Source organism: Vibrio genomosp. F6, assembly GCF_005146325.1.
Taxonomy (GTDB): domain Bacteria; phylum Pseudomonadota; class Gammaproteobacteria; order Enterobacterales; family Vibrionaceae; genus Vibrio; species Vibrio cortegadensis.
On the sequence record NZ_SYUT01000100.1, the window covers coordinates 1 to 885 of the forward strand.

Consider the following 885-nt stretch of genomic DNA (forward strand, 5'->3'; position numbering starts at 1 on the left):
CCATAGTCTCTTGTTAGGCGCGTGTGAAGAACAATGCCGGACTCACATTAAATTTATCAGAAATAGCTTGAATGTGATCTTTTGTAAGTTGTCTTGAACCATTTAAAACCATTGATACTAGGCTCTTACCACCTATTACATCTTTTAGGTCATCAGCTTTAAGTTGATACTGATCCATCAATGTTCTCAATGTGGCGGCACCGCTATCTAAACTGTTAATAGAAGCATTGAATTGTGCAAATTCGTCTGCTTCATCTTCCCAAATTTCGATTGAATGAGATAACACTTCGATCAACGGTTTGTATAAATCATACTCTTCGATTAACTCTTCCATTAGCTCTAAAGCTTGATGGTACTCTTCTTCTGTTGAGATATGTCCCAAAAAACTTGCCATTGAAAACAGTTCCAAAGCTGTTGATTTCACTTCAGTAAAGTTTTTCATTTTGACTCCTTTGCATACTTCTTACACAGTTTGTCGTATTCATCATGAGGCACAATATGCTTAACAAAAATGCGGCTGTCTCGAAACTCTATAAACGCCATTAGGCGTAGATTGTTGCCACCAATATCAATCACATACCACTTATCTTTGTACTTAAAGTTATCTAGGCTAGGAAAAACATTTTTCATTGCCAATGGATCTGTGAAATTGTTGTTTTTCAGAGTCTTATAAAGTGACTCGATCGCAAGCGAATCATTTGGATATTTATTCGCCGCATCTGCGAATGGCTTTCTTGAAATTACGTGCATAGTTACCTCTAGTTCACTTAATGTGAATATAGCACAAACAAAAAAGTTCACAATATGTGTATCGAAATTTAAAGACGCCTAACGCCCAATTAAGGTGCGACAACGCTATAACACCTAAGCTAAACCATTGCACCG

General features: G+C 36.9%; 2 protein-coding genes. Both read right to left on the bottom strand.

Annotation, left to right across the window (positions count from 1 at the left end):
- Positions 1-13 precede the first annotated feature (13 nt).
- A complete protein-coding gene (locus tag FCV43_RS19735; RefSeq protein WP_017053843.1) occupies positions 14-442 on the bottom strand; it encodes a helix-turn-helix domain-containing protein in 429 nt (142 codons plus the stop codon).
- The gene (locus FCV43_RS19740; RefSeq protein ID WP_017053844.1) at positions 439-750 is read right to left on the bottom strand and encodes a type II toxin-antitoxin system HigB family toxin; all 312 of its coding nucleotides are present in this window, start codon (positions 748-750) and stop codon (positions 439-441) included. The genes FCV43_RS19735 and FCV43_RS19740 overlap by 4 nt, the downstream gene beginning before the upstream one ends.
- Positions 751-885 lie beyond the last annotated feature (135 nt).

Bases quoted from the DNA above. Each gene is read 5' to 3' on its own strand.
- FCV43_RS19735 (WP_017053843.1), bottom strand. From the start codon at position 442: ATGAAAAACTTTACTGAAGTGAAATCAACAGCTTTGGAACTGTTTTCA.
- FCV43_RS19740 (WP_017053844.1), bottom strand. From the start codon at position 750: ATGCACGTAATTTCAAGAAAGCCATTCGCAGATGCGGCGAATAAATAT.